Annotated in this window: 22 protein-coding genes; 12 read left to right on the top strand and 10 right to left on the bottom strand. The window is 62.4% G+C overall.

All coding sequences use genetic code 11. The features are described 5' to 3' along the window. Positions 1 to 18: 18 nt before the first annotated feature. The gene (locus AC1RJY_RS17730; RefSeq protein ID WP_014920468.1) at positions 19 to 498 is read right to left on the bottom strand and encodes a Dps family protein; all 480 of its coding nucleotides are present in this window, start codon (positions 496 to 498) and stop codon (positions 19 to 21) included. 309 nt (positions 499 to 807) lie between these two features. Here AC1RJY_RS17730 and AC1RJY_RS17725 point away from each other — a divergent pair, with 309 nt between their 5' ends. Next, complete coding sequence (locus AC1RJY_RS17725) at positions 808 to 978, top strand: DUF4175 domain-containing protein (RefSeq protein WP_143711595.1); 171 nt, start codon at positions 808 to 810, stop codon at positions 976 to 978. 89 nt (positions 979 to 1,067) lie between these two features. Here the strand turns inward: AC1RJY_RS17725 and AC1RJY_RS17720 are convergent, their stop codons facing one another. Further along, complete coding sequence (locus tag AC1RJY_RS17720) at positions 1,068 to 1,292, bottom strand: hypothetical protein (RefSeq protein WP_014920467.1); 225 nt, start codon at positions 1,290 to 1,292, stop codon at positions 1,068 to 1,070. A 117-nt stretch (positions 1,293 to 1,409) separates the two neighbouring features. Between AC1RJY_RS17720 and AC1RJY_RS17715 the strand changes: the two genes are divergently transcribed. Genes AC1RJY_RS17715 through AC1RJY_RS17705 form a run of 3 tightly spaced genes read left to right on the top strand, consistent with a single transcriptional unit; the run spans position 1,410 to position 2,974 of the window. Next, on the top strand, positions 1,410 to 1,937 hold the full coding sequence (locus tag AC1RJY_RS17715) for a DUF6328 family protein (protein ID WP_498602865.1): 528 nt from the start codon (positions 1,410 to 1,412) through the stop codon (positions 1,935 to 1,937). Between the two features lie 5 nt (positions 1,938 to 1,942). Continuing rightward, positions 1,943 to 2,656, top strand: coding sequence for a DUF6766 family protein (locus tag AC1RJY_RS17710; RefSeq protein WP_143711594.1), 714 nt, complete (start codon positions 1,943 to 1,945; stop codon positions 2,654 to 2,656). 51 nt (positions 2,657 to 2,707) lie between these two features. Continuing rightward, positions 2,708 to 2,974 (top strand): DUF7218 family protein, encoded by a 267-nt coding sequence (locus AC1RJY_RS17705; protein ID WP_014920464.1) that lies wholly within the window; start codon positions 2,708 to 2,710, stop codon positions 2,972 to 2,974. A 60-nt stretch (positions 2,975 to 3,034) separates the two neighbouring features. On the opposite strand, the gene ku is transcribed toward AC1RJY_RS17705, so the two are convergent. Further along, positions 3,035 to 3,901: a non-homologous end joining protein Ku gene (gene ku, locus AC1RJY_RS17700; protein ID WP_014920463.1), complete on the bottom strand. Its 867-nt coding sequence runs from the start codon at positions 3,899 to 3,901 to the stop codon at positions 3,035 to 3,037. A gap of 38 nt (positions 3,902 to 3,939) precedes the next feature. Here ku and AC1RJY_RS17695 point away from each other — a divergent pair, with 38 nt between their 5' ends. Next, positions 3,940 to 6,498 (top strand): ATP-dependent DNA ligase, encoded by a 2,559-nt coding sequence (locus tag AC1RJY_RS17695; protein WP_498602864.1) that lies wholly within the window; start codon positions 3,940 to 3,942, stop codon positions 6,496 to 6,498. A gap of 127 nt (positions 6,499 to 6,625) precedes the next feature. Here AC1RJY_RS17695 and AC1RJY_RS17690 read toward each other — a convergent pair whose 3' ends face one another. After that, positions 6,626 to 6,886 (bottom strand): hypothetical protein, encoded by a 261-nt coding sequence (locus tag AC1RJY_RS17690; protein WP_043469625.1) that lies wholly within the window; start codon positions 6,884 to 6,886, stop codon positions 6,626 to 6,628. A 49-nt stretch (positions 6,887 to 6,935) separates the two neighbouring features. Beyond that, complete coding sequence (locus AC1RJY_RS17685) at positions 6,936 to 7,136, bottom strand: hypothetical protein (protein WP_043469623.1); 201 nt, start codon at positions 7,134 to 7,136, stop codon at positions 6,936 to 6,938. A 185-nt stretch (positions 7,137 to 7,321) separates the two neighbouring features. On the opposite strand from AC1RJY_RS17685, the gene AC1RJY_RS17680 reads away from it, so the two are divergent. Both AC1RJY_RS17680 and AC1RJY_RS17675 read left to right on the top strand, forming a co-directional pair. Next, positions 7,322 to 8,206 (top strand): putative protein N(5)-glutamine methyltransferase, encoded by an 885-nt coding sequence (locus AC1RJY_RS17680; protein WP_210064999.1) that lies wholly within the window; start codon positions 7,322 to 7,324, stop codon positions 8,204 to 8,206. A 287-nt stretch (positions 8,207 to 8,493) separates the two neighbouring features. Then, positions 8,494 to 10,128: an MFS transporter gene (locus tag AC1RJY_RS17675; RefSeq protein WP_011773048.1), complete on the top strand. Its 1,635-nt coding sequence runs from the start codon at positions 8,494 to 8,496 to the stop codon at positions 10,126 to 10,128. A gap of 129 nt (positions 10,129 to 10,257) precedes the next feature. On the opposite strand, the gene AC1RJY_RS17670 is transcribed toward AC1RJY_RS17675, so the two are convergent. Beyond that, positions 10,258 to 11,673, bottom strand: a complete 1,416-nt coding sequence (locus tag AC1RJY_RS17670) for an aminotransferase-like domain-containing protein (protein ID WP_014920460.1) — start codon at positions 11,671 to 11,673, stop codon at positions 10,258 to 10,260. On the opposite strand from AC1RJY_RS17670, the gene AC1RJY_RS17665 reads away from it, so the two are divergent. From AC1RJY_RS17665 to AC1RJY_RS17655, 3 genes are read left to right on the top strand one after another with little or no spacing between them, the layout of a single operon-like run. Continuing rightward, on the top strand, positions 11,672 to 12,592 hold the full coding sequence (locus tag AC1RJY_RS17665; RefSeq protein ID WP_011773046.1) for a DMT family transporter: 921 nt from the start codon (positions 11,672 to 11,674) through the stop codon (positions 12,590 to 12,592). The two genes, AC1RJY_RS17670 and AC1RJY_RS17665, sit on opposite strands and share 2 nt — an antisense overlap. A gap of 7 nt (positions 12,593 to 12,599) precedes the next feature. After that, complete coding sequence (locus tag AC1RJY_RS17660; RefSeq protein ID WP_498602863.1) at positions 12,600 to 13,223, top strand: FMN-binding negative transcriptional regulator; 624 nt, start codon at positions 12,600 to 12,602, stop codon at positions 13,221 to 13,223. Between the two features lie 9 nt (positions 13,224 to 13,232). After that, positions 13,233 to 13,634, top strand: coding sequence for a VOC family protein (locus AC1RJY_RS17655; protein ID WP_011773044.1), 402 nt, complete (start codon positions 13,233 to 13,235; stop codon positions 13,632 to 13,634). Here AC1RJY_RS17655 and AC1RJY_RS17650 read toward each other — a convergent pair whose 3' ends face one another. Then, complete coding sequence (locus AC1RJY_RS17650) at positions 13,635 to 14,150, bottom strand: GNAT family N-acetyltransferase (RefSeq protein WP_011773043.1); 516 nt, start codon at positions 14,148 to 14,150, stop codon at positions 13,635 to 13,637. It lies immediately after the preceding gene. Then, on the bottom strand, positions 14,147 to 14,662 hold the full coding sequence (locus AC1RJY_RS17645) for an SRPBCC family protein (protein WP_498602862.1): 516 nt from the start codon (positions 14,660 to 14,662) through the stop codon (positions 14,147 to 14,149). Before AC1RJY_RS17645 ends, AC1RJY_RS17650 begins: the two co-directional genes overlap by 4 nt. 74 nt (positions 14,663 to 14,736) lie before the next feature. Here AC1RJY_RS17645 and AC1RJY_RS17640 point away from each other — a divergent pair, with 74 nt between their 5' ends. Continuing rightward, positions 14,737 to 15,855 carry an FUSC family protein gene (locus tag AC1RJY_RS17640; RefSeq protein WP_498602860.1) on the top strand — a complete coding sequence of 373 codons (1,119 nt, stop codon included), beginning with the start codon at positions 14,737 to 14,739 and terminating at the stop codon, positions 15,853 to 15,855. On the opposite strand, the gene AC1RJY_RS17635 is transcribed toward AC1RJY_RS17640, so the two are convergent. Next, positions 15,845 to 16,276, bottom strand: a complete 432-nt coding sequence (locus AC1RJY_RS17635) for a hypothetical protein (RefSeq protein ID WP_498602859.1) — start codon at positions 16,274 to 16,276, stop codon at positions 15,845 to 15,847. The two genes, AC1RJY_RS17640 and AC1RJY_RS17635, sit on opposite strands and share 11 nt — an antisense overlap. Before the next feature lie 89 nt (positions 16,277 to 16,365). Beyond that, positions 16,366 to 17,145, bottom strand: coding sequence for an SDR family NAD(P)-dependent oxidoreductase (locus AC1RJY_RS17630; RefSeq protein WP_014920452.1), 780 nt, complete (start codon positions 17,143 to 17,145; stop codon positions 16,366 to 16,368). Between the two features lie 58 nt (positions 17,146 to 17,203). Between AC1RJY_RS17630 and AC1RJY_RS17625 the strand changes: the two genes are divergently transcribed. Further along, a complete protein-coding gene (locus AC1RJY_RS17625; RefSeq protein WP_498602857.1) occupies positions 17,204 to 18,523 on the top strand; it encodes a BNR-4 repeat-containing protein in 1,320 nt (439 codons plus the stop codon). The last annotated feature ends 43 nt before the right edge of the window (positions 18,524 to 18,566 follow it).

Raw genomic sequence — 18,566 nt, 5'->3', positions numbered from 1 at the left:
CCTGGTCCGGAGTTCCGCCTAGGCCTCGTCCGGATCCGTCACGGCAGCGCCGGCGTTCATGATTTCGGCGTTGATCATCCATACCAGCTGCTCAAGGCGGGCGATGAATGCATGCAGAAGGTCCGCCGTCGTGGGATCTTCTTCGTCCACTTCGTCATGGACATCGCGCATGGTCTGGACTGCACGCTCTACGCGGTCAGTGACAAGCTTGACGGCGTTCTTGGTGTTGACCAGGCCAGCCGGGAATTCTTCCAGGCGAGTGCCCTTGGCGATGGTCGCACTGCGGCCGTCGGGCAAGGCGTGAAGGGCCCTCATGCGCTCGGCAGTGTCGTCAGCGAACTGGCGCGTCGCCAAGACCAACTCGTCCAGCTGGAGGTGAAGGTCGCGGAAGTTCGGACCCACGATATTCCAGTGTGCCTGCTTTCCCTGGAGCTGTAGCTCGATCAGGTCTGTCAGGACGATCTGAAGGTTGTCTGCAAGCTGCTGTGACGCTTTCATGTGTTCCTCTCGTGGACGTTCATGTGAGCGAAAAACGTGCCGCTGAATATCTGCGGCAACTGCCCAATCATCAGGTGACGACTTCAATAAGCCTTTCATAAGGGTGCTTAGTAGTACAATGAGGAGTGTTACTGTTCACGACTGGCGAACTTCGCCCCCCAGCGAAGCCCGCTTCGTGATAACTGAAAAGGCACTTCGAGGCGACGGACCGCCTCCAAGTACCGGCATAACTAAATCGAAGTAAATCGGAATGCATAGTTGGGAATCGGCGATTCATCAAAGATTCCCCCAGAAAGGAATGTGCTGACCATGAATACGCTTCTGATCATTGCTGGTGTAGTAGCAATTGTTCTCCTTCTCGTAGGCGGCTTCTCGCAAGCCCTGAACTGGCTGCTGTGGGTAGGCGTCATCCTCCTCGTCATCGCGGCCATCGGCTGGCTGCTGAGCTTCATGTCGGGTCGTAGGGGACACACGGTATAGAGCAACGGGGGCTTGCTCCAGACGACGTAGGGCTGCCCCCGCCGCAGCACAGCTGCAGCCCGGGGGCGGCCCTCAGCCGTACTCGGAGCTTATTCAGCCCCGTCCGGACTTTCTCCGGTGGTCGAGGGCGGGGGTGCCGCGTCGGGGTCCTGGGGAGTGGGGAACTCGTCACCCGGAGCCTCGGGCTCTCCCTGGGCCGGCCGTTCGGGCGTCTCGCGCTCATCACCCTGACCGGGCATTTCCTGCTCAGGCGTGGGCGTGCCGTAGCCGCCGGGCTCGCTTTCCGGGTCCACGCGGTGTTCGTCCTGACTCATTGCTTCCTCCTTGGAAATCCGATGAGGCCCCGACACAAAAGATCGAGGAATGCTGATAGTTCCGACCGTAGTCCGGAGTATGGTCGTCGTCCACCAGAACCACACGGAGGTGCACAGATGGTAGAGCCGGAGCAGGCTCCCCGGATCGGCAGGAACGAGTCCACCGAGGAACGGATGGACCGGAACTGGATGGAATTGATCCAGGAGTTACGGGTTCTCCAAACAGGGGTGCAGATCCTCGGCGGTTTCCTGCTCACACTCCCCTTCCAGGAACGCTTCGAACTCCTGGACGACTGGCAACGGAGCCTCTACCTCGTCAACGTGATGGTGGCAGCCCTGACCACCGTCCTCATCGTGCTCCCGGTCAGCGTTCATCGCCGCTTGTTCCGCAGGGGGCTCAAGGCCACCCTGGTTTCGAGTGCCGATGTGGTCACCAAGTGGGCTTTGGCTGGTGTGGCTTTGTTGATCGTTGGCTCTGCCACCCTCGTTTTTGACTTCACCGCCGGCCGGACGGCCGGGCTTGTTGCTGCAGGATTCATCATCCTGGTGCTGCTGCTCCTGGTGGTGGGAACGCCGCTATGGCTGCACCGCCGCGCCATCCGAAACGGCGACGGCAACGGCAACGGCATTGCAAGGGAAGAGTGAGCCCGATGCTGAGACCCGTCAAGCACCCCGACACATCCGGCAAGGACAAGACGCCCGCGCGCCATTGGGTCAAGGACCACGGCTTGCTGTTGGTCAACGCAGGCCTGTTCGTCGTCTTCCTCGGGGGAATGATCATCTCGGGAGCGGCAACGTACAGCGAGGAACAACAGGCTCACGGCCAGCCGGCCACCGGGATCCCGGATTTTTTGACATCAGGCAGCTTCTGGGAAGCCGTCTTTGAAAACTGGGAATCGGAGTTCCTTCAAATGGCCATGTACGTGGTCCTTACCGTTTTCCTGTTCCAAAGGGGGTCCTCGGAGTCAAAACCCGTGGACAAGGAAGCACCACAGGACCAAGATCCCCGCGATGCCAAGAAGTCACCCAAGACCCCGTGGCCGGTGAGGCGCGGCGGCTGGGTGCTGAAGGTCTATGAGCACTCGCTCTCCGGCCTGCTAGGCCTCCTGTTCCTGGCCTCCTTCACGTTGCACGCGGTAGGTGGCGCGGCCGCTTACAACGAGGAACAGCTCAGCCATGGCCTGCCCGAGGTCTCCACCTGGGAATACATTGCTTCCAGTCAATTCTGGTTTGAGTCCTTCCAGAACTGGCAGAGTGAGTTCCTTGCTGTGGCCGTCCTGGTGGGAGCCTCCGTGTACCTCCGTGAACGTGGTTCGCCCGAGTCCAAACCGGTAGCAGAACCGCACTACGAAACCGGCGCCTAGTAGAAGCAGGGAGAATTAGGGACTAGTGGAATTAGAGAAAGGAAACACATCTTGCCGGGAAAGAAGAATTCCAGCTTGAAGGACCCAAAGCTCTATGAAGAGCTTCGCGATGATGGCGCTTCCAAGGAGAAGGCAGCACGTATCTCCAACGCTGCCGCAGCCAAAGGCCGCAAAGAAGTAGGCAGCAAGGGAGGAAAGTCCGGTGATTACGATGACTGGACCGTGGACAAATTGAAGTCACGTGCAAAAGAGCTCGGCCTCAAAGGCTACTCGGCCAAGAAGAAATCCGAGCTGATCTCCATGCTGCGGAATCACTAACCAACAAAAGCTGCGGCCGCCCACCGGACGGCCGCAGCTTTGTGGAATTACGACGCCGGTTCACGCCTTTTTCTTGGCCCGCGCCTTTGGTTTGCTGGCAGTTTTGCTGGCGGCAGCAGCGTCGTCGTCCGCTTTTTCCTTGCCGCGTTTCTTGTCCAGGCTGCGCTTGAGCGCTTCCATGAGGTCGATGACGTCGCCGCCCTCGCCTTCACCTTCCACCACGCCGAAGGTTGCCTCGGTGTCCAGCGCTTCGCCCTTCTCCAGCTTGGCCTCGATAAGTGTCTTCAGCTGCGCTTGATAGTCATCGGTGTATTCGTCGGGATCAAAGTCGTGCGCCATGGATTCCACCAGGGCGGAAGACATTTCCAATTCCTTGTCCGAGATCTTGATATCAGTCTCCAGCGACGGGAACTTGGCCTCGCGGACCTCATCGCCCCACAGCAGCGCCTGGAGCAACAGCACATCCCCCCGCACCCTGAGCGCCCCCAAGCGGGTCTTCTGCCGCAGTGCATACTGGACAATCGCGATTCTGTCCGTGTCCTCGAGCGTCTGCCGGAGCAACATGTACGCCTTGGGCGATTTGGAGTCAGGCTCCAGGAAATAGCTGCGCTCGTACATGATGGGGTCCAGCTGCTCGGCGGGGATAAACTCCACCACCTCAATTTCGCGGCTGTTCTCCTCAGGCAACGACTTCAATTCGGCGGACGTCAGAACTACCGTGCGGCCTTCTTCTTCGTAGGCCTTGTCAATATCCTCGTACGCCACAACTTCGCTGCAAATCTCGCATTTCCGCTGGTATCGAATGCGCCCGCCGTCCTTATTGTGGACTTGGTGCAGGCCAATATCGTGATCCTCCGTGGCACTGTAGAGCTTCACTGGTACGTTGACCAGACCGAACGCGATAGATCCCTTCCATATGGCCCTCATGCACCCAGTCAACAGCACAACACAGCGGAGGAGAAGAGGTGGCAGGCAAGCAACAGGAGCGGGTGAACGTGGAAGGCCACGAGCTCACCCTCACCAACCTGAACAAAATCATCTACCCGGAAACCGGCACCACCAAGGCCGAAGTGCTGGAGTATTACGCCGCAGTGGCGCCTTTCCTGATCCCTGCCGCTGCCAACCGGCCCGTCACCCGCAAGCGCTGGGTCAACGGAGTGGGTACCGCCGAAAACCCCGGGCAAGTGTTCTTCCAAAAGAACCTTGAGGACTCGGCACCCAAATGGATTCCCCGTGCCGCCATTCAGCATTCAGACCACACCAATGTTTATCCCATGGTCAACAACCTTGCGACGCTCACATGGATGGCCCAAATCGCGTCGCTGGAAATTCACGTACCGCAGTGGCAGGTGGATCCTTCAGGGAAGCCGCTCCGCCCCGACCGTTTCGTCCTGGACCTCGACCCCGGGCCCGGGGCAGGACTGCCCGAGTGCGTTGAAGTGGCCAAGCTTGCCCGTTCCATCCTGCAGGACATGGGAATGGACCCGGTCCCTGTTACCAGCGGCAGCAAAGGCATCCACCTCTACACTGGCCTGGACGGGACGCTGAAGTCCGAGCAAGTGTCCGCCTTCGCCAAAGAGCTGGCCCGGGCCTTGGAATCGGACCACCCCGAGCTGGTGGTCAGCGACATGAAGAAGTCCCTCCGCCACGGCAAAGTGCTGGTTGACTGGAGCCAGAACAGCGGGAACAAGACCACCATCGTCCCGTATTCGCTGCGCGGGAAGGCCCACCCTACGGTCGCCGCGCCCCGCACGTGGCGGGAGCTCTCCTCTCCTTCGCTGGAACACCTCGACTATGTGGCCGTGATGAAGCGCGTGAAGACAGGCAAAGACCACTTCGCGCCGATCTCCGAACGCCACCTGCCGCCTCACGGCGAGGATGAGAATGACGACGACGGTGCTACCGGAAGCAGGTCAGGCACCGGCCGTTCCCGCGAGCGTGTGGTGACAGTAGAGAACCGTCTCGCCAAGTACGTCGGGATGCGCGATCCGGGCAAAACCCCGGAGCCGTTTCCGTCGTCGTCGGCTGTTTCTGCCTCCCCGCAATCGGCGGGCTCCTCCTCCGAACAGCCGAAGCCCGGCGACCCTCCGCCGCCCGGCGGCATTTTCGTCATCCAGGAGCACCACGCCCGCCGCTACCACTTGGACCTGCGCCTGGAGCACCATGGCGTCCTGGCTTCCTGGGCACTGCCGCGTGGCATCCCGGAAAGCCCCGACCGCAACAACCTTGCCGTTCATACCGAGGACCACCCCATGGAATACGCGAACTTCGCGGGCGTCATTCCCAAGGGTGAGTACGGGGCCGGGACCATGACCATTTGGGACCGCGGCGAGTACACCTGCGAGAAGTGGCGCGACGGCAAGGAAGTCATCGCGACGCTCACAGGCGAGCCGGGTGGTGGCCTTGGCGGCACCAAACGGTTCGCGCTCATCAATACGGGTCAGAACTGGCTGATCCATCTCATGAAGGAGCAGCCGGGCGGGCGTAGGGGCACCCAATCTGCGGCCAAAGCCGCGGCACCCAAGTCCGCTCCGACTCAGGCCCCTGCTCCCCGGCCCATGCCGAACTACACCCCCATGCTGGCCACTTCCGGGACCACCGCCGACCTTAGAGGCGACGATTGGCTGTATGAACTCAAGTGGGACGGAATCCGGGCGATCATCACCGGCACGGAGGGCAGAGTCCGGCTCATGAGCCGCAACGGAAACGATCTCACCGCCGCCTATCCCGAACTGACGGACCGCGCATGCTGGCCCGACGGCGATTTCGTGGCTGATGGCGAAATTGTGGCGCTCGGCAAAGGATCGCGGCCTGATTTCGGCCGGCTGCAGCTAAGGATGAACTTGGTCAAAGCCGCGGACATCGAACGTGCCCGGGCAACGGTTCCGGTGCAACTCATGCTGTTCGATCTTCTGTACGACGACGGCACGGACCTTAGCGGGCTGCCTTTCCACGAGCGCAGGGAGAGGCTTTCCGGATTTGCGGAGCGCTGGCGGGTCGGCTGTCCCCTTCACCTTTCCGCGGTGCTGGACCACGACGTTGAGGACCTTATGACGAGTGCCGCCGAGCTTGGCTTGGAAGGAGTCATGGCTAAGAAAGCCGACAGCCGTTACGTGATTGGCCGCCGCAGCAGGTCCTGGATCAAGCTCAAACTGGAGCAGAGCCAGGAAGTGGTGGTGGGCGGTTGGCGGCCCGGTGCCGGTGCACGGGCCGGGACCTTCGGCGCATTGCTGTTGGGCATCCCGGACGGCGACAAGCTACATTACGTGGGCCGGGTGGGCAGCGGTTTCAAGGACTGGCAGCTCAGGGACATCATGGAGAAACTGGAGCCCTTGGCTATTGTTGAGTCGCCGTTCGCGGACATTCCCCGGGAAGACGCTGCGGGCGCTACATGGGTGAGTCCTGAGCTCGTGGCGGAAGTGACATTTGGGGAATGGACGGGCCCTGGAAGGCTGAGGCATCCGGTGTGGCGTGGGTGGCGTCCGGACAAGTCCGCTGGCGAGGTAACGCTGGCCGGCTCATGAACCAGCCCAACTTTGGAAACCAGCCCAACTCATGAACCAGCCCAACTTTGGAAACCAGAGGCCCGTCCTGACGGTGCAGTAAGGGCTGGCTTGTCCCGAAGCTGGGCTGGTTCGTAGGGAGTTGCGGTTAGGAGGAGTGCGGCATCTGCGGGCGGCTGGTTCTATGGATCGCCGTCACAGCTGCGCCTTGGCCCATACGTCCGTGGGCTTGGTCGCGCTCCTTCGGGTGGCGTCGTTTGCCGTTACCGTCAGGCCATTGTTTGCTCTGGTCAGCGCCCAGTGCCACGGCAATGGTTGTGGGCTCGGGCATCGGGGCCATGTCCATGGACTCCACCAAGTGGCTCGCTACCTCAGGATTGATGCGCTCAGAATCGTGATTCGCAGTCATGGTTCTTCCTTTCCAGTGTGCCTGTATTTCCATGTGCCTGTCCGCAGGTTTACCAGCGGACCTTCTTCTCGGTCTTAGCCTGCTTGCCGCTGGCGGAGGTGGGCTTGTGCCCCTTACCGGTGCTTTGCCAGCCGGCCGGTGCACCGCCCCCGGATTTGCTGGCCAGCATTGCCTTCTGGGCGTCGGTCAGTTTGGACTTGATACCACCGGAAGCCGGGGTCTTCTTGTTTTCGGAAGGGTTGGCAGTCATACGTGGACTCCTAAAAGTGTGAGTCCTGAAGAGACACGTATCCCATGTCGTTGCGGTTCGGGAAAAAGGCGTCGAGAACGGGAACGGCATGGAGGCAGGGCCTCAACAGGCGTGGATTTTTGTCAGGTGAAACTCGGCTGTGCCGCGAGGGGCAGAGACCGGTCTACTCAAAAATCAGTGTTCCCATGCCTCATACCCTAACCAAGACCCGGCAGATTTGTGAACCCCTCACCTGCAGCTTCTTCCAACCGCACAAGGATTCATCCTCGGCTAGCATGGCAAACGTGACCCGGAGAGCATCCATCGCCACCACATTGCGCGCTGCCGGCTGCGTTTTCGCGGAGGACGAAGCCCAACTCCTCATCGACGCCGCCCACCATCCGGAGCAGCTCAACCGCATGGTGGACCAACGTCTCAGCGGACAGCCCTTGGAACACATCGTCGGGTGGGCGGATTTCTGCGGGAAGCGCATGTCCGTAGGACCTGGCGTGTTCGTGCCGCGGCGTCGCACGGAGTTCCTGGTGCGGGAAGCGGCGATGATCGCCAAGCCGCTAACAGCCAGGCGCCGTGCCGTCGTCGTGGACCTTTGCTGCGGTTCCGGCGCTATAGGTGCAGCTCTCAACGATCTCCTGGGGAGCTGCGAGCTGCACGCGGCGGACATCGACCCCGCCGCGGTCCAGTGCGCGCGCCGCAACGTTGAGCCCCGAGGCGGCTCTGTGCACCACGGCGATCTCTACGGAGCCCTCCCCCGGGAACTGCGCGGGAAGGTAGACATCCTGCTGGCGAACGCGCCGTACGTGCCCACGGAGTCAATCGGGATGATGCCGCCGGAGGCGCGGCTCCATGAGCCGCGGGTGGCGCTCGACGGCGGCGCTGACGGTTTGGATGTGCAGCGTCGGATAGCGCTGGGGGCGGCTCAGTGGCTTGGGCCGGGAGGGTCCGTGGTGATGGAAACCTCGGGACAACAGGCGCTGGAGACCGCTCGGATTCTAGGCGAGGCGGGGTTCATCGCGGAGGTGGCCTCGGACGAGGAATTGGAGGCAACCGTGGTGATCGGATCATCACGGTAGCCCCCTCGAATCATCAGCTTTTGGACCCGAATCCGGCACGTTAAGTTGGCTCAGCTAAACAATTTGGTAACAACGTGCTCCGGAGGGCAAAAACGGGCCCGGATCCGCATGATTACGGGGTAAGAGCGGGTAATGACATGCAACACAGTTAGGCAATTTGCATCCTCATATGGCCCAAAAATAGGATCTCAACTCGGGTTTCCGGTCCAAAACGCGTAAAATTGAAACCCTGCCCAGAGCGGGGCAGCAGAAGTCGCAAGCAAATGACCTCCCTAGGAGAAGCCCAAATGCCCACAGACCAAAGCAACACCGTCTCTCCGGATGGCGCAAGGAACGCCACCGGGAACCAGGTATTGGCAGGCCCCACCCCGGCCGCCACGAACGCAGCACATGCAGTAAAGAACGCAACCAAGAAAACGAAGCTTCGCCCGAAGCGCCGGCTGAAAGAGTCCGACGTCAACGTGGTGAACAAGCCGATGCTGCGCAAAGCACTCGGCGGCACGATCGTCGGCAACACCATGGAATGGTACGACGTCGGCGTGTTCGGCTACCTCATCACCACCATGGGTCCTGTCTTCCTGCCCGAAGCAGACCCATCAGTACAGACACTCTTCCTGCTGGGCACCTTCGCCGCAACCTTCATCGCGCGCCCCCTTGGCGGCGTCGTATTCGGTTGGCTGGGCGACAAGGTGGGCCGCCAGAAGGTGCTCGCAGCAACACTGATGCTCATGGCGGCAAGTACGTTCGCCGTCGGCCTCCTTCCCGGCTACGCGCAGATCGGCATCTGGGCCGCCGCGTTGCTGGTGATCCTGAAGCTCATCCAGGGCTTCTCCACCGGTGGCGAGTACGCCGGTGCCACAACCTTCGTCAGCGAGTACGCCCCGGACAAGCGTCGCGGCTACTTCGCCAGCTTCCTTGATATGGGCAGCTACATCGGCTTCGCCCTCGGCGCCGCCCTGGTTTCGGTCCTGCAGCTGACGCTCGGACAGACGGCCATGGAGGAATGGGGTTGGAGGATTCCGTTCCTGATCGCTGGTCCGCTGGGCCTCATCGCCGTGTATTTCCGTAGCAAGATTGAGGAATCCCCCCAATTCCAGGCAACCCTGGACGCCCAGGAAGCTTCTGCCAAGGACGCAGCATCGCAGGATGCTGCGGTAGCCAAGGGCCCCATTGGCATCATCAAGGCCTACTGGCGCCAGATCGTGTTGGCCATGATCCTCGCAGCCGCAGCCAACACTGTTGGTTACGCCCTGACGTCGTACATGCCCACATACCTTACGGATTCCAAGGGTTACGACCCCGTCCACGGCACCTTGCTGACCATCCCGGTCCTGGTGATCATGGCCGTTTGTATCCCACTGACCGGTAAGCTCTCCGACCGTATCGGCCGCCGTCCCGTGCTGTGGATCGGTGCAGGCAGCACCATCGTCTTCGCTATTCCGGCCTTCCTTCTGATCGGCATTGGCGACATCTGGTCCACACTTGCCGGTCTCGCATTGATTGCCTTCCCGGTGACGTTCTACATCGCCAACCTGGCTTCGGCCCTGCCGGCCCTGTTCCCGACATCCAGCCGCTACGGCGGAATGGGCATCGCGTACAACTTCTCCGTAGCGATCTTCGGTGGAACCACGCCGTTCATCGTGCAAGGCCTTATCGAAGGCACCGGCGACGACATGATGCCGGCGTACTACCTGATGGCAACGTCAATCGTGGGTGCGGTGGCCATCTACTTCCTGCGTGAATCCGCCCAGCGTCCCCTGCCCGGCTCCATGCCCAGTGTGGACACCCAGGCAGAGGCACGCGAGCTCGTGGCAACGCAGGACACCAACCCGCTCATCAACCTGGACGAAATGCCGTTCGACGGCCGGCCGATCGATGATGCCGTGTTTGGCAAGAGCGACAAGGACTTGACCCCCGCTTAGGAACTCACTGCCTGCAACTTCTGCACAGCGACGCTTAATACAAGCGATTCAGTTAGTTCGCGGCAGTTTGCCGCCCACCGTAGCCACCAGCCCCAAGGCGCTCTCCTTGGTGTTGGTGGCTACGGCTTGTTAAGCGCCCAACTGCGCTTGGACTGCCTCGCCAATGATCCGCGCACCTTCCGGGAAGGCGCCCGGATTGGGTCCGGTGTAGTTGAGGCGGATGTACGGCCCTTCCGGCTCAGCGGGGAACCACTCCGTTCCGGCGGCAATGAGCACCCCGGCAGCCTCGCAATCTTTAGTGAGCTGATCCACGTCGAACCCGTCCGGCATCCGCAACCACAGGTTCAAGCCGCCCTTGGGCAGGTGGCTGAGGTGGGCCTGCGGAACATGTTCGCGGAGGCTGGTGACCAGGAGGTCGCGCCGCGACTGCAGTTGGTGGCTGAGGCCGCGAAGGTGCGTTTGCCACCCGGGCTGCGTGACGACGTCGAGCGCTGCCGCCTGAAGCAAGCCGCTGACATACATTGACTCGGCGGCTTGCGCGCCCATGATGCGTTCGCGCGCAGGACCCCGCGCGATGATGGCTGCGATGCGAATGGATGGCGAAACGCTCTTGGTCAGCGAGCGGATGTACACCACGTGGCCGGAGTCGTCCTTGGCGGCGAGTGGCACTGATGGCGCGGTGATGCCGAAATCGTGTGCCCAGTCGTCCTCCACAAGGAAAGCTCCGTGCCGCTGGACGATCCTCAGGACCTCCTCGCCACGCTCCGCGGACCATTGCGCACCAGTGGGATTGGCGAAATTGGGTTGCGCGTAAAACAACCGCGCTCCGGATTCCTCAAAAGCCCTCTCCAGCTCGTCCGGGTCAGGCCCCTCCGGGCCGCTGGGGACAGGAATGACATTTACCCCGGCCTGGCCCGCTGCCAGCAGCGCGCCCCAGTAACTGGGCGACTCCACCAGCAGCGGCTGGCCGTGCCCCACCAGACCGCGGAAAATCGAGCTGAGTCCGCTCTGGCTGCCTGGAAGAACGACGACGTCGCTTGGCTGGGGCGGCGTGACGCCAACCGGCGTTGAGGTACTGAGTTCATGCGCGAACCAGGTCTGAAGTTCGGGAAGCCCCTGCGCGGGTGGCCGGGACAGGGCGGCGTCTCCCCTTGCGGCCCGCGTGAGGGCGGCGCGGACGAGTCTTTCAGGGAGGAGTTCGCGGTCCGGATACCCCGAGTGGAACGCGATGACATCGTTGGTGGCACTGCGCATGGCGGCAGAGTTCAGGGGCCGCGCGGTTTGGGCTGCCCGCAACGCCGCTGTTTGCCAGCCGTAGTCCGAGGGCCTGGCCGTGCGGTATGCCCGCACGAAGGTTCCGACGCCGGGACGGCTCTCGATGAGGCCCTGGGCCGTGAGTGTCCTCAGGGCTTTCTGCACTGTGACGGGGCTTGCTTGATATTCGGCAACGAGTTGTCGCGTGGATGGCAGTTTGGCTCCCGGCGCCGCCCCTGCGATCCATTCTTTTACTCGCGAGACGATTCGAGAACTGCTATCGTGATTCATGAGTCCTAATAGTAGCGCTACTACACTTTCTCGACCAGTGGTATCCACCCGGACATCGACCGGAATCTGGTGGGGCCTCCTCGGCGTCGTTGCTTTCTCCTTCACGGTGCCGCTCACCCGGGTGGCTGTGGAGGGCATGTCTCCCCTATTTATCGGAGCGGGCCGTGCCGTGGTTGCCGCCATCCTTGCAGCGCTTGCCTTGGGCCTGACCCGGCAACGTTTTCCACAGGGCATCCAATGGTTGCGGCTGGCTGTGGTGGCCGGAGGGATCGTGGCCGGATTCCCGTTGCTCACTACCTTCGCCCTCACCAGCACGTCCGCCAGCCATGGAGCCGTGGTGATCGCGCTACTGCCCGCGGCCACGGCCACCGTAGCGGTGATCAGGGGACGCGAACGTCCTCGCCCGTTGTTCTGGGTCCTGACCGCGGTGGGAGTGATTGCCGCGGTGGTATTCGCCTTGGTTCAGTCCGGTGGATTTGGTTCCCTTCACTGGGCGGACCTGCTGCTGCTAGGTGCCGTGGTTGCCGCCGCAATTGGCTATGCGGAAGGCGGATTGCTGGCCAGGGAACTCGGCGCATGGCAGACCATCTCCTGGGCCTTGGTAGTGGCGGCACCCGTGATGATCCTGCTGACGGTGCTCTCGCTGGGTTCCGGCGCTCCTTCTGCCACCCCAATCCAGTGGTTGTCCTTCGCCTACCTTGGGGTGGTGAGCATGTTCCTCGGCTTCTTCGCTTGGTACCGAGGCCTGGCCATCGGACCCATGGCGCAGGTCAGCCAGATCCAACTCGTCCAGCCCGTCATGACCATCGCTTGGGCAGGACTCTTGTTAGGCGAGTCGATGACCTGGACCACCATAGTGGGCGGCCTCGCAGTGATCGTCTGTGCTGGTGCAGCTGTCCGCGTCAGGCTCAGGAAGTAGGAACCCCATGTACACGCCAGCTCACTTTGCCGCTTCCGAGGAGGCCGTGGCCTCGCTGCTCCATGACTCCGGGGCAGCCAACCTGGTCACCATGACGGAGGACGGCTTGCTCGCCACCCTGCTGCCGTTCGTTTACGAGCCCACCGTCGGCGAGCACGGCGCCTTGCACGCGCACATGGCCCGCAACAACACGCAGTGGTCCATGCCGGCTACCGGAGAGGCCTTGATGATCGTGCAGGGCTCGGATGCCTACATTTCCCCGTCCTGGTACGCCTCCAAAGCCCAACACGGCAGGGTTGTCCCCACCTGGAACTACTCCACCGCCCACGTCTACGGTGAACTCGTCATTCACGACGACGCGGAGTGGTTGGGCAGGCACGTGCGGCGCCTGTCTGACCAGCACGAGGCCGGCATGCCCCAACCATGGTCCGTAGACGAAGCACCCGAGCGGTTCATTTCCGGGCAACTGCGGGCGATTGTCGGCGTCGAACTCTTGATCAGCAGGGTAGAAGCCAAGACGAAACTCAGCCAGAACCGTGCCCCGGCTGATGTTGACGGTGTCATCGCAGGGCTCCGCGCAGCGGGCGACTCGGCGAGCGCGGCCGATGTGGAACGGGCGCGGACCTCGTAGAATCGGCGCATGCGTGAGGTTCCGGTGGGGTCGATCCACCATCTTGAGATCTGGGTGCCGTTCCTTGAACGGGCCAGGGAAGAGTGGGGGTGGCTGTTGGGCGAGCTCGGCTATGAGCCCTTCCAGGAGTGGCCCACGGGGTGCAGTTGGAAGCTCAATGGCACGTACGTGGTGGTGGAGCAGACTGATGCCATCACCGGTACAAGCCACAGGCGCACTGATCCCGGGGTGAACCACGTGGCCTTCCATGCAGGCACCCGGGAGAACGTGGACAGGATCCGGGCGCTCGGCGCGGACGCAGGCTGGTACGAGATGTTCGAGTCCAAGTATCCGCACGCCGGCGGCCCGGACCACTACGCCGCGTACCTGCTCAACACGGACAGCTACGAGGTTGAGCTGGTAGCGGAGTAGTTACTTCGGTGGGACCGCAGGACGCCACATGGCAACGCGCGGCCAGCGGGTCAGGCCCAACTCAGCCTCGTGCTCCATCAGGTGGGCCAGCTGCGGACCCCAGCTGCCGGCGTCGAGCACGTCAAAACCAAGGCGACGATAGTACGGGGCGTTCCACGGCACGTCCCGGAACGTGCTCAGGGTTTGCCTTTGCATACCGTGGCCTCGCGTCCAGACGCGCGCGGCATGCAGCAGTTCGCGGCCCAGACCCTGATGCGCTTGATCGGGGTGGACACTCACTTGTTCCACGTGACCGGCCCCGTCCACGATGTCAGCCAAGAGATACGCCACCGGGTAATCGAGCCCGTCCACGGACACCCAGGCACGCCCGGCTGTGGCATAACTGTTCAGCTCATCGATGGAGAGGGGCTCGTCGTCGGCGATGGAGTCCATTCCCAAGGCCCGGAAAGCCTGGCCCGCGGCACGCTCGATCTCCTGCAAGATCAGCAGGTCGTCCGCATGCGCGAGCCTGATCATTGCCGCGGGTCCTGGGCTTGCGGGGTTTGGGCTTGTGGGGTTGGGGCTTGCGGGGTTGGGGCTTGCGGGGTTTGGGCAACCAGAAACCCGTTGCGCTTCTCGATCAGGTTTTGCAAATACCGGGCCAGGATCAGCTTCTCCACCAGCCGTCCCAAAGGACCGAACGGCGCCGCGAATTCCACGGTATCCACCATGAGGGTCCCACTGCCGTCCGGCCGGAACTCGTGCGTGTGCCGGAGGTACTTGAAAGGGCCCTTCACCTGTTCATCGGAGAACGACGACGGTGCCTCCATCCGCGTGATGCGGCTGGTCATGCGGAAGCGGACTCCCAAGTGCCACGCCTGCCAGGTGACAGTCTCGCCCTCCGAGATCAGCCCGGTGGTAACGCCGCCCACCGCCTTCTCACGGCTCTGGGTCATGGACCCCACGTGGGCATCGATGTTGCGGGAAAGGTCGAACAGCTCCTGCGGCGACATGGTGGAGCGGGTGCGGCAGACGAAAGCGACGGGCATACCTCGATCTTCCCAGACCTTTACCCGTACGCGCGCCGAAGCCCACTACGGGTTGTGACCGGGCTTATGGCGGCTTGGGCGGCGACACTGCTAATTTTCAAAGACAAGCCTTAACTGATTGGTGGTGTTCCCCTGTGCCCGGATTGATGGTCCACGCCCGCGAACTCCACCGGCTGGGCCCTGCCAACAACGATCGCCTCTCGGCGGTGCGGGTGGCCCTGAGCGTCGCAGTTCCCGGACTCTTCCTCCTTGTCATTGGCCGTCCGGACCTCATGATGTACGCCGTTTTCGGTGCGCTGACCGGGATGTACGGGCGCAACGAAACGCATCAGCTGCGGCTCAAACACCAAGTCCAGGCTGCCCTGTTCCTGGTGGGCGGGCTGACCATCGGCGTGTTCCTTTCCGTGAACCACATCCACTCCTGGTGGTTGGTGCTGGTGGCCACCCTGTTTGCCGGGTTCGGGTCGCTGTATGCCGACGCCGTGCGCCTCAAACCGATCGGCCCGTTCTTCGGCATCCTCGCGTTGGGCGCCTGTGCATCCGTGCCCACCAATGTTCCGTTCACGACGGCGGTACTCATCGGGGCAGCGTCCGCCGCCTTTTCCATTGTGGTCGGTTTTACCGGTTGGCTCCGGCGACGCACGTGGGAGGCCGGTGCTGCCCGCGACGTTCCCGTCCTCCGCGGCCCGCTGCGTCAAGCCGCACTGGTCCACGCTGCGCGCTATTCCTTGGCGGTAAGTGCTGCGGGGACTATCGGCGTCCTCAGCGGGAGCGGCCACCCGCACTGGGCCATGGCCGCCGCGGCTGTGCCGCTAGCCGGCGCCGACCTCCCAAGCCGCGTCCACCGAGGTATCCACCGCATTGTGGGAACATTCCTCGGGTTGGCGATTGTCGCCGTCGTGCTTTTCCCCGGTCCGCTATCGCCGCTGCAGTACTTCCCCGGTCAAACCGCGGTGGTACTCGCTGTGCTGGTGGCTCTGTGCCAGTTCCCCACAGAGCTGTTCATGGCACGGCATTACGGGTGGGCCATGGTGTTCTTCACGCCGGTGGTCCTGCTGATCGCACAGTTGGCCGCACCCATGGATCCGGGTGTGCTGGTCATGGAGCGTGCCATCGAGACATTCGTAGGAGCCGTAGTTGGCATCGCGGTTGCTGTGCTGGTGCGGGCGCCGCGGAGCCGGGTCAGTCCGTAACTACCAGGATGTTCGGGTGGATTTTCGTCAGGCCGCTCGATTCCAGCTGCTTGGTGTCGTAGTCATCGGAAACCAGAACAGCGGATTTCTGGTCCGGGCCACTGATTCTCAGCATCTCGCCCTGGATGGAGTCGGTGCAGCCACTGTGCCAAAAGGATGGGTCCACGGATTCTACGATCAGGCAGGATGGGCGGGCTTGCTTGCCTTGTCCCAGGTAATATTTCTTCCCGTTTGCCTCTGCAACCAGAAGAATCTTTTCCATGTGGATCTCGCCGAGATCTAGGTCCTCCGGCGGATTGTCCGCCGCCGTTGCTTCCCGTTCCAAAGCCTGAAATCCCGTGGAGCCGGCACCGGAGCAACCGCTCAGCAGTAATCCGCTGAGAACTATGGCCCCCACTAATGCCAAGGATTTGTTCTTCATAGCACTGCCCCCTCAGGCTCGAATGAAGTGTCATAGTAACCCGATGGTCCCTGTGGGGCGTGGTCAAGTCCCTCGTCCCAGCTTCCTGCCTAGGGTTCCAGCGGCCGGCGAGGCGGGCCGGAGGTGAGCTTGGCCGGCAGGATCCGGGCGAAGAAGCTGACCACCTTGTAACGGCGCGTCGGTATGGAGACACCCTTGCCCTGGGCGTTGTCCTCCAGCCCCTCGCGCACCACACGCTCGGCGGTGAGCCACAAGAACCGGGGAGCAACGGATTTGTCCATGCCCATGCGATCGTGGAATTCGGTGTGGGTGAACCCGGGGCACACCGCAGTGACCTGCACGCCGGACTTTGCGTAGGTGATGTTGGCCCACCGGCTGAACGTCACTTGCCAGGCTTTGGCTGCGGAGTAAGTGCCCCTATTGGCGAACGCTGCCACGCTGGCAACGTTGATGATCCGCCCCTTCCCCCGGGCCAGCATGACTTCCAGCGCCGCGTGGCTCAGCTCCATGGGTGTCTGGACGTGGAGCCTCAAGTGGCGGCGTTCCTCGTCCAGCTCATTCCTTTCGAACGACTTCAACAGCCCGATGCCGGCATTGTTAACCAGGACATCCACGGGCCGTGTTGCGTCCCGCAAACGGTCTGCGACGGCTGAAACGCCGACGTCGGTGGTCAGGTCCGCGGAAAGAACCTCCGCCGAGATACTGAAGTCGCGTTCAAGCTCTTCGGCCGTTTCTTTCAGGCGCTGTTCGTCGCGGGCTACCAGGACCAGGTGGTGCCCGGCTTCGGCGAGTTGGCGGGCGAATTCCGCACCGAGCCCGGCGGTGGCCCCGGTAACCAGGGCGGTGAGTTCATTGGCTCGAGTCGTCATGCGCCTAGACTAGTACCCACACTGGAATTGAAACGATGCAAAGCCGCAAAGGATTCCCATGGTCAACTCTTTCCTGCAAGGTCCACTTGTCCTCAACAACAACGGGGCGTGGTGCTGGTTCCAGGACGAGCGCGCACTGATCGACCCCGCCGCTAACACGTTGCTGGTGGGCTCGGTTGCTGCCCCGGAAGGACAGGGTGGTGCGGAGCGTGGCGGCAACATCGAAGTTGCCGTGGTGAACCTTGCTACGGGCCAAAGCCGCGTTTACGTACTCCATGAAAGGTTGGAGGCCGATGACCACAACGCCCCGGCTCTCTTCATCCGGCCCGACGGTCGTTACGTGGCCATGTATGCCAAGCACAAGACGGACAACTATTCCCGCTGGCGCGTGTCCACCAAGCCGCACGACGCGTCCGAGTGGGAGCCCGGGCAGCAGTTCGACTGGACGGAACTCGCCGACGGCCGCGGTGCCACCTACTCCAACCTCCACGCTTTAAGCGCCGAAGGCCGGGTCTACAATTTTGTCCGCGCCATCAACGACGACCCCACACTGATGATTTCCGAGGACGACGGCAGCACCTGGAGCTACGGCGGCAAGCTCTTCACCCGCCCCAAAATCGGCTACGTCAACGGTTACACCCGATATGTCAGCAACGGCACGGACCGGATCGACCTCATCACCACGGACCACCACCCCCGCGACTTCAACAACAGCATCTACCACGGCTACATCCAGGGCGATGCGCTCCACGACGCCGAGGGCAGGGTGGTCAGCAAGCCCGTCATCGGCTCAGCCGGGATCAACCAGGCGGCCCTGACCACCGTTTTCGAGGCAGGATCAACGCTCGACGGCGATGTCCTCACCCATGGTTGGACTACTGACCTTCGCCGGCGGGGCACGGAACTCGCGGCGATCGTCACGTGCCGGGCCAACGACGTGAACGGTCCGCTGCAGCGGGAGCAAATGCTCGACGTCGACGATCACCGCCTGCTGTACGCCCGCTTTGACGGGGTGCGCTGGAAGCTGCATCCCCTCGCCGTCGCCGGTCCCGGTTTGCTGCCGCACGAGCAGGACTACACCGGGCTGGGTGCTGTGGACCCGAATGATCTGGACCGGGTCTATATCTCTGCACCTGTGGATCCGAGGACGGGCAAAGCTACAGAACACTACGAGATCTACCGCGGAGTGACATCCGATGCCGGCGCGAGCTGGACGTGGGAAGCCATCACAGAGGGATCCACCGTGGACAACCTCCGGCCCATGGTGGTCCCAGGCGACCCGTCCGTCCACGCAGTGTGCTGGTTCCGGGGATCGATGGCGTCCTCGCAGGCGTATGAAACTGAGATTGTGGCGCTTGTTGACGCGCCGAGGGGTTAGCTTTCGCCCCTTTCAACGCTCGAAAGTGCCGAAAGCCAACCCC

This window comes from Arthrobacter sp. GW822-FHT05G07, assembly GCF_058799755.1.
The sequence above is the reverse complement of the archived record's forward strand: the minus strand, read 5'-3'. Positions and strand labels throughout refer to the sequence as shown.

What these genes read in the sequence shown, in the direction of transcription:
- AC1RJY_RS17665 (WP_011773046.1), top strand. Translation starts at nt 11,672, where the DNA reads ATGAGTCCTAATAGTAGCGCTACTACACTTTCTCGACCAGTGGTATCC.
- AC1RJY_RS17670 (WP_014920460.1), bottom strand. Translation starts at nt 11,673, where the DNA reads ATGAATCACGATAGCAGTTCTCGAATCGTCTCGCGAGTAAAAGAATGG.
- AC1RJY_RS17690 (WP_043469625.1), bottom strand. Translation starts at nt 6,886, where the DNA reads ATGACTGCGAATCACGATTCTGAGCGCATCAATCCTGAGGTAGCGAGC.
- ku (WP_014920463.1), bottom strand. Translation starts at nt 3,901, where the DNA reads ATGAGGGCCATATGGAAGGGATCTATCGCGTTCGGTCTGGTCAACGTA.
- AC1RJY_RS17730 (WP_014920468.1), bottom strand. Translation starts at nt 498, where the DNA reads ATGAAAGCGTCACAGCAGCTTGCAGACAACCTTCAGATCGTCCTGACA.
- AC1RJY_RS17685 (WP_043469623.1), bottom strand. Translation starts at nt 7,136, where the DNA reads ATGACTGCCAACCCTTCCGAAAACAAGAAGACCCCGGCTTCCGGTGGT.
- AC1RJY_RS17675 (WP_011773048.1), top strand. Translation starts at nt 8,494, where the DNA reads ATGCCCACAGACCAAAGCAACACCGTCTCTCCGGATGGCGCAAGGAAC.
- AC1RJY_RS17635 (WP_498602859.1), bottom strand. Translation starts at nt 16,276, where the DNA reads ATGAAGAACAAATCCTTGGCATTAGTGGGGGCCATAGTTCTCAGCGGA.
- AC1RJY_RS17645 (WP_498602862.1), bottom strand. Translation starts at nt 14,662, where the DNA reads ATGCCCGTCGCTTTCGTCTGCCGCACCCGCTCCACCATGTCGCCGCAG.
- AC1RJY_RS17680 (WP_210064999.1), top strand. Translation starts at nt 7,322, where the DNA reads ATGCCTCATACCCTAACCAAGACCCGGCAGATTTGTGAACCCCTCACC.
- AC1RJY_RS17725 (WP_143711595.1), top strand. Translation starts at nt 808, where the DNA reads ATGAATACGCTTCTGATCATTGCTGGTGTAGTAGCAATTGTTCTCCTT.
- AC1RJY_RS17710 (WP_143711594.1), top strand. Translation starts at nt 1,943, where the DNA reads ATGCTGAGACCCGTCAAGCACCCCGACACATCCGGCAAGGACAAGACG.
- AC1RJY_RS17660 (WP_498602863.1), top strand. Translation starts at nt 12,600, where the DNA reads ATGTACACGCCAGCTCACTTTGCCGCTTCCGAGGAGGCCGTGGCCTCG.
- AC1RJY_RS17715 (WP_498602865.1), top strand. Translation starts at nt 1,410, where the DNA reads ATGGTAGAGCCGGAGCAGGCTCCCCGGATCGGCAGGAACGAGTCCACC.
- AC1RJY_RS17630 (WP_014920452.1), bottom strand. Translation starts at nt 17,145, where the DNA reads ATGACGACTCGAGCCAATGAACTCACCGCCCTGGTTACCGGGGCCACC.
- AC1RJY_RS17625 (WP_498602857.1), top strand. Translation starts at nt 17,204, where the DNA reads ATGGTCAACTCTTTCCTGCAAGGTCCACTTGTCCTCAACAACAACGGG.
- AC1RJY_RS17650 (WP_011773043.1), bottom strand. Translation starts at nt 14,150, where the DNA reads ATGATCAGGCTCGCGCATGCGGACGACCTGCTGATCTTGCAGGAGATC.
- AC1RJY_RS17655 (WP_011773044.1), top strand. Translation starts at nt 13,233, where the DNA reads ATGCGTGAGGTTCCGGTGGGGTCGATCCACCATCTTGAGATCTGGGTG.
- AC1RJY_RS17720 (WP_014920467.1), bottom strand. Translation starts at nt 1,292, where the DNA reads ATGAGTCAGGACGAACACCGCGTGGACCCGGAAAGCGAGCCCGGCGGC.